This window comes from Saccharopolyspora sp. NFXS83 (assembly GCF_026241095.1).
Classification (GTDB): domain Bacteria; phylum Actinomycetota; class Actinomycetes; order Mycobacteriales; family Pseudonocardiaceae; genus Saccharopolyspora_C.
This window is the reverse complement of record NZ_JAPFGB010000012.1, coordinates 195,488-201,714: the sequence shown is the minus strand read 5'-3', so window position 1 is coordinate 201,714 and position 6,227 is coordinate 195,488. Positions and strand designations below refer to the sequence as shown.

7 protein-coding genes are annotated in these 6,227 nt (G+C 72.8%); 3 read left to right on the top strand and 4 right to left on the bottom strand.

Features of this window, described 5'->3' with window-relative positions:
* The 4 genes from OOZ19_RS15855 to OOZ19_RS15840 form a co-directional block, all read right to left on the bottom strand.
* Positions 1 to 2,488 (bottom strand): WXG100-like domain-containing protein (locus OOZ19_RS15855; protein WP_507028813.1); only part of this gene is annotated, 2,488 nt, incomplete at its 3' end.
* A 41-nt stretch (positions 2,489 to 2,529) separates the two neighbouring features.
* Positions 2,530 to 2,850 carry a WXG100 family type VII secretion target gene (locus tag OOZ19_RS15850; protein WP_266090860.1) on the bottom strand — a complete coding sequence of 107 codons (321 nt, stop codon included), beginning with the start codon at positions 2,848 to 2,850 and terminating at the stop codon, positions 2,530 to 2,532.
* Entirely contained in the window at positions 2,847 to 3,407 is a 561-nt protein-coding gene (locus OOZ19_RS15845; protein WP_266090859.1) for a YbaB/EbfC family nucleoid-associated protein, read from the bottom strand. The genes OOZ19_RS15850 and OOZ19_RS15845 overlap by 4 nt, the downstream gene beginning before the upstream one ends.
* A 185-nt stretch (positions 3,408 to 3,592) precedes the next feature.
* Positions 3,593 to 4,411: an MBL fold metallo-hydrolase gene (locus tag OOZ19_RS15840; protein WP_266090858.1), complete on the bottom strand. Its 819-nt coding sequence runs from the start codon at positions 4,409 to 4,411 to the stop codon at positions 3,593 to 3,595.
* Between the two features lie 56 nt (positions 4,412 to 4,467).
* On the opposite strand from OOZ19_RS15840, the gene OOZ19_RS15835 reads away from it, so the two are divergent.
* The 3 genes from OOZ19_RS15835 to OOZ19_RS15825 are packed head-to-tail and all read left to right on the top strand — an operon-like array spanning position 4,468 to position 6,094.
* Positions 4,468 to 4,938 carry a ribose-5-phosphate isomerase gene (locus OOZ19_RS15835; RefSeq protein ID WP_184477591.1) on the top strand — a complete coding sequence of 157 codons (471 nt, stop codon included), beginning with the start codon at positions 4,468 to 4,470 and terminating at the stop codon, positions 4,936 to 4,938.
* A 7-nt stretch (positions 4,939 to 4,945) separates the two neighbouring features.
* Positions 4,946 to 5,287, top strand: a complete 342-nt coding sequence (locus OOZ19_RS15830; protein WP_266090857.1) for a hypothetical protein — start codon at positions 4,946 to 4,948, stop codon at positions 5,285 to 5,287.
* 3 nt (positions 5,288 to 5,290) lie between these two features.
* Positions 5,291 to 6,094 carry an Fpg/Nei family DNA glycosylase gene (locus OOZ19_RS15825; protein ID WP_266090856.1) on the top strand — a complete coding sequence of 268 codons (804 nt, stop codon included), beginning with the start codon at positions 5,291 to 5,293 and terminating at the stop codon, positions 6,092 to 6,094.
* Positions 6,095 to 6,227 lie beyond the last annotated feature (133 nt).

Genomic DNA, 6,227 nt, shown 5'->3' with positions numbered 1-6,227 from the left:
CGTCCGCGCCTCGCGCGGACGGGGCGAGCGGCCGGTCCGCGCGCGGACCGCCGGGGCGGGGGCCGTCGCCGCCGGTCGCGCGGTGCGCGGCGCCCGGCGTGCCGGAGGTACCGGTCCAGCTCCCGGCGGAGCCCGGCCGGTTACCGCCGGAGCCGGGCGTTCCGGCGGCACCGGGTGCGCCGCCGGCGGGTGCACCGCCCATCGCGCCGCCACCCGCGGCCGTGCCCTGGTCGGCGCGGCCCGCACCGGCTTGCGCCGCGGGAGCGGGCGCCGCCGCGGGCTCGGCGGGACGCGCCGGAGCATCCACATTGGACGCTGACGTGGTGCTCGCGGGTCCGGAAGGCTGGGTGCGCGTGGAATCGCCGTGCGGCATCGAACCCGCGCCACCCGCGGAACCACCGGAAGCCGCGCCGGATGCGCCCGGAGTCGTGCCGGACGCGTTCCCGGAACCACCGGACGCCGGGCTCGACTCGCCCGGAGTCGACCCGGACGTGCCCGAGTTCGAGGAACCGCTGGACCCGTCCGAACCACCGGAGCCGGTCTCGGATGACGTGTCGGTGCCTCGGGATCCCGTGGCGCCACCGGTGTCCGTGCCGGAACCGCTCGACTCTGCTGCGCCCGAGGTGGCGGTCGTGCCGCTGTCGCCGTACCCGGAGCCGTAACCCGAGCCGCCGGTCGAGGCGGTGTCGGCTCGACCCGTGCCGGAACCGCCGTCGGTCGACGGGCCGCTGGAGTCGCCGTCGGTGGACGACCTGGGCGTCGCTGCGGAATCGCTCGCAGGCGTGGGATCCGACGTCCGGGCGGAAGCCCCGTCGGAGGCCGACGAGGAGTCCGCTGCGTCGGAGCGAGTGCTCGGGCCTTCCGCGCTCCGGGAGGACGACGCCGCGTCCGAGTCGGACCGCGAGCCGCCGGAGTCGGCGTCACCCGACGTGCGCGCCCCGGAGTCCTCGGCGGACGACCGCGAGCCGCCCTCGGCGGTCGAGCCGGAACCGCCTTCGGCGGAGGAGGTCGAGCCGCCGTCGCTCGACGAACGGCTCCCGTCCCCGGCGGACGACGACCCGCTGTCGGAAGAACTCGTCGACCCGTCGGTGCCGGACGACGAGCTCGTGGACCCTTCGGCGGACGAGGCAGGTCCGCTGCTCGAATCCGCGCTCGCCGTGGACGGATCACCGGACAGCATGTCCTCGATGGACGGTCGAGAGGCGGAAGAACCGCTGCCCGAACCGGAATCCGATCCGCCGGAGTCGCCGGGCGAGCCGCCCTCCGCGGTGGCGGACGCCGTGCTGCCGGTGGACGTCGAACTCGACGCGTCACCGCTGCCACCGGACGAGCCGCTGTCGCCGCCACCGGAGGATCCGCTGTCACCGGATCCGGACGAGCCGCTGCTGCCCGAGGAATCGCCGGACCCGCTCACGTCGGGCACGTCCGGGGCGCTGAAGTGGTTCGAGAGGCCCGCGCCGCCCGCGCCCATGCCCGCGCCCATCGCGCCACCGGACATCGCGCCGGTGCCGACGTCGCCCCAGTCGACCTTGCCTTCGGTGATGAGCTGCTCGGCGACGCTGCCGATGGCGCCTTGCGCGGCACCGCTGGCGCCTTCCTTGAGCGCCGTCGCGCCGATGTTCTTGGCCGCGCTCTCGCCCGCGGCTCCGGCGGCGTCGCCCGCCGCGTCTCCCGCGGCTCGCCCGGCCGCACCGGCGGCGCTTCCCGCGGCTTCTCCCGCAGCCCCCGCCGCCCGGCCCGCCGAGCTCGCGGCGTTGCCCGCGGCATCTCCCACGGCGTCGCCGGCCGCGTCGCCGACGGCCCCGGCCGCCTTGCGCGCCGCCACGTTCCCGACGCCCTCGAAGACACCGCCGACGGCGCCGCCGATGGCCCCGCTGATCGCCGCGTCCTTGAACTTGCCGCCGTCGAGGCCCTTGCGCTCGCCGGAGGCGATCTGGATGCCCTGCACCGCGGCCTCGATCGCCATGGACGTGGCGACCTCGATGGCCACGTTCTTGGCGATGCTCAGCACGAGCTGCTTGAAGATCTGCATCACCACGGTGCGCGTGATGCCTTGCGCGATGGGAATTCCCGCCGTGGAGGCGCCGAAGCTGAACGCGGCGCTGGCGATCATCGCGGCGATCTGGATCGCGAGCGCGATCAGCGAGGCGATGATGGTCAGCTTGGTGTGCTCGACGTCCAGCGCCGCGTCGTCGCAACCCTGCCCGAGCTGCTCGCACGCCTCCTGGAGCTTCGGCAGCGCGGCTTCGCCGCCGTTGCCGATGTCCTGCCAGAGCTTCTCGAACGCGTCGTGCGTCTGGCCTTCCATACCGCCGAGCGACTGGCTCGCGCCGCCGTTCGCGTCGCCGGTGACGCCGTCGATGCCGTCGCCCGCCGCCCGCCACGCGTCGGCGAGGCGGCGCAGCGCGTCCTCGTCACCTTCCGGCCAGGACTGTCCGACGACGATCGGCAGCAGCCATTTGACCTCGTCGGGCATCTCGATGCTCATGGCGGTAGGACTCCCCAGTCACTGGTCGGCCAAGTCGGTGTTCAGCTCTGCGGCACGTTGCCGATGTCGGAGGCGGCCTGCTCGTCGCGGCCCTCGGTGTCGTCGGCGGTGGCGGTCAGGTTGTCCCTGATGTTGCCGAGCGCCTCGGCGAGCTTCTTCATGCCGTCGCTGACATCGGTGCTGTTCTTGACGTAGCTCTCGGCGAACTTCTGCCCGGCCTCGTCGCCGCCCCAGCACTCGCCTTCGGCGTCCAAACCGGATTTGAGCTGCTGGAGCACGGTGCTCAGCTGGCTCCCGGCATCGCCGATCCGCTTGCCGCCCGCCCGGATCTCCTCCGGGCGCATCTCCATCTGGCCGCTCACCAGCGGCCCTCCGTCATGAAGGACTGCGGTGGCTCGTCGTCGTCCACGTCGTCGCGACGGGTGCCCGCCTGCTGGGCGGACGGCTGCTTGCCGGTGCGCGCGGCTCGTTCGGCGGCCGGGTCGGGCGGGGCGACCAGCGGGCCGCTGCTGGGCAAGAAGTCCGTCAGCGACGGCGCCCCGGCGAACACGTCCGGCAGGTCCGGGGTTTCGGCGAGCGCGGCGAAATCGGACTGCAACGACTGCTGCGCGCTGCCGGTCGCCTCCCGGACGACGCTGGTGATGTTGCGCGCCAGCTGTTCCGGGGTGGTGCGCTCGAAGGCCTTCGCCGACAGCAGGAGTTGTTCCAGCGTGCCCGTCGCGTCGACCCGCGCGGTGATCACGCCGTCCTCGGAGACGACCTCGTGGGTCTTGGCCGCGGCCTCGGTCTGCTTCTCCTGGATTTCGGCCGTGCGGCGGCGCAGGTCCGCGAGCATTCCGTCGATCTGCCCGCGCAGTGCGTCGTTGCTCGTGCGCAGTTCCTGTCGTCGCGCCGCGCCGGTCGGGTCCGGATCGGACACCGTCGCCTCCCCAAGTAGTCGTTCGCTGCACCACGGCTATGTTGATCGCCCCAGCGTAGTGCCGTCGTGCGGGTCGCCTGCCGGGTGATTTCCGGCCATTGGTGAGCATGACGTTCTCGATCGGAGATCGGTGCCCCCCACCCGCGAAATGACTCCGAACGGCCGCACGCGTACGGCTGAACGGGCTAGTGGAAATTCCGCAGGGCTTGCTCAGCGGTGCCGGCGGGGTACGGGGAGTGGCGCAGCGCTTCGCCGGTGGTGAGCTCTCCCCGAGCGTGCCGCGCGCACACGTCGGCCAGGCGGACGAGTTCGTCGCGCTGCCCGCGCACGAACTCCGCGTCGACCGGGGTGCCGTGGCCGGGGACGACGATCTCCGGTCGCAGCGCGAGCACGCCGCTCAGCGCCGTCGGCCAGTTCCGCGGGTCGGCGTCCTCGAAGTCCGGCGGCGCCCCCTGCTCGACGAGGTCACCGGCGAAGACCACGGCCACGTCCGGCACCGACACCACCAGGTCGTGATCGGTGTGCGCCGGTCCGAAGTGGTGCAACCGCACGACGCGCCCGCCCAGGTCCACTTCGGCCGAGCCGGTGACCGGGCGGTCCGGCAGGACCACGTCGGTGCCGGCGAGCGCCTCGGCGACGTCGGCGCGTCCCTCGCGGCGGTAGTGCGCGACCCACTCCGCGCGCTGCCGCTCGGCGTGTCCGCGCAGGTAGGTGGCGCATCCCTGGTGCGCCCACACGGAAGCGGGCCGGAACGCGGCGGTGCCGAAGCAGTGGTCGAAATGGCCGTGGGTCAGCACGACATCGCAGGGCAGCGAGGTCTCGGCCCGCACCGCCTCGGCGAGCTCGGCACCTTGGCGGCGATCACCTCGGGTGTCGATGACCAGCGCTCGGTCCGAGCCCAGCACCAGGCCGGTGGTGAGGTCGAGCTCCGCGTGGCGCCGGGCGCGCACGCCGTCGGCCACTTCGAGCCACCGGCCCGTCGGCGCGGCGTCGGCATCGGTCACCGGGCAACCCTAACCAGGGTGCGAGGCGGCGGTGGGGCGTTTGACACACTGCCCCCGTGCGCGTCTACCTAGGATCTGATCACGCAGGGTTCGAACTCAAGAATCACCTGGTCAAGTGGCTGACCGAGCGCGGTCACGAGGTGACCGACGTGGGGCCCGCGGCCTACGACGCTCAGGACGACTACCCGCCGTTCTGCGTCGAAGCCGCTCGCCAGGTCGTGGCCGACGAAGGCAGCCTCGGGCTGGTCATCGGCGGCTCCGGCAACGGCGAGCAGATCGCCGCCAACAAGGTCCCCGGTGCCCGCGCGGCCCTGACCTGGAACGTCGACACCGCCAAGCTCGCTCGTCAGCACAACAACGCACTGCTCGCCGGCATCGGCGCGCGGATGCACTCCGTCGAGGAGATCGAGGCGATCGTCGAGGCGTTCCTCGGTACCGAGTTCGAAGGCGGCAGGCACCAGCGCCGCATCGACCTGCTCTCCGACTACGAGCGGACCGGCGAGCCGCCGGCGCTGCCCGCGGAGTGACCACGACATGACCGGAGCACGCCCGGCCACCGCCCTGCTGACACCGCTGGTCGCGTTCGGCGGCGCGGTGGTCGGCGTGCTCGTCCTCTTCTTCGGGCAGAGCGCGCTCGCGCCCTACCTGGCGGGCGGCCCCGGTGCCGCCTGCACGCAACCCGACTGCGCCCTCGGCGTCGGGATCTGGTTGATCGTCGGCGGTTTCCTCGCCGTGTGCCTGGCCTTCGTCAGCGGAGTAGTCGTGGCGCTGCGCCGCGGCGCGGCTCCCGGAACGGTGCGGCGCGGACTGGTCGTGAGCGCCTGCTGCGTGCTCGCGTACCTCGTCGAGTCGATCGTGCTCTGGGTGTTGTTCTGACCGATGCCCGAAGGTCACACCCTGCACCGGCTGGCCGGGCTGCACGATTCCCGGTTCGGCGGCCACCGCGTCCGCGTGTCCAGTCCGCAGGGGCGGTTCGGCGCCGGTGCCTCCCGAGTGGACGGTGCGCCGTTCGAGCGGGCGGAGGCGCACGGCAAACACCTCTTCCACTTCTACGGCCCCGAAGTCGTGCACGTGCACCTCGGGCTGTACGGGACCTTCACCGAATTCCCGCTGCCGCCGCAAGAACCGCGCGGCCAGGTGCGGATGCGCCTCATCGGGCCGGACGCCGGCACCGACCTGCGCGGGCCGACGGCGTGCGAACTGCTCACCCTCGACGAGGTCACCGCGCTGCGGGAACGGCTCGGCCCGGACCCGCTGCGCGCCGACGCCGAACCGGACCGGGCGTGGGCGCGGATCTCGCGATCCCGCACCAGCATCGCGGCCCTGCTGCTGGACCAGAAGATCCTCGCCGGAGCGGGCAACGTGTACCGCGCGGAAGTCCTGTTCCGGCACGGGATTCCGCCCTGCACGCCGGGACGTGAGCTCAGCGAGCAGCAGTGGAAGCTCATCTGGGACGACCTCGTCGAGCTGATGGCCGACGGCGTCCGGGTGGGCCGCATCGACACGGTCCGCCCCGAGCACGAACCCGAGGCGATGGGCCGGGAACCCCGGCAGGACCGGCACGGCGGCGAGGTCTACGTCTACCGCCGGGCGAATGCGCCGTGCCTCGTCTGCGGCACTCCGATCGCGACCGTCGACCTCTCCGGCCGGAACCTGTACTGGTGTCCGTGTTGCCAGGCTTGATCGGGTTCCACGGCTCGTTTTTCTTGGGTGGTCGGGTGGCGGAACCTCAGCGGCTTCCTCGCTGCGGGATCTTTTCCCGAGTGGCTCCGCCACGAGGGAAAAAGCTGTCCTCGCGAGGAAGCCGCTGAGAACC

Bases quoted from the DNA above. Each gene is read 5' to 3' on its own strand.
- OOZ19_RS15830 (WP_266090857.1), top strand. From the start codon at position 4,946: ATGACCGGAGCACGCCCGGCCACCGCCCTGCTGACACCGCTGGTCGCG.
- OOZ19_RS15825 (WP_266090856.1), top strand. From the start codon at position 5,291: ATGCCCGAAGGTCACACCCTGCACCGGCTGGCCGGGCTGCACGATTCC.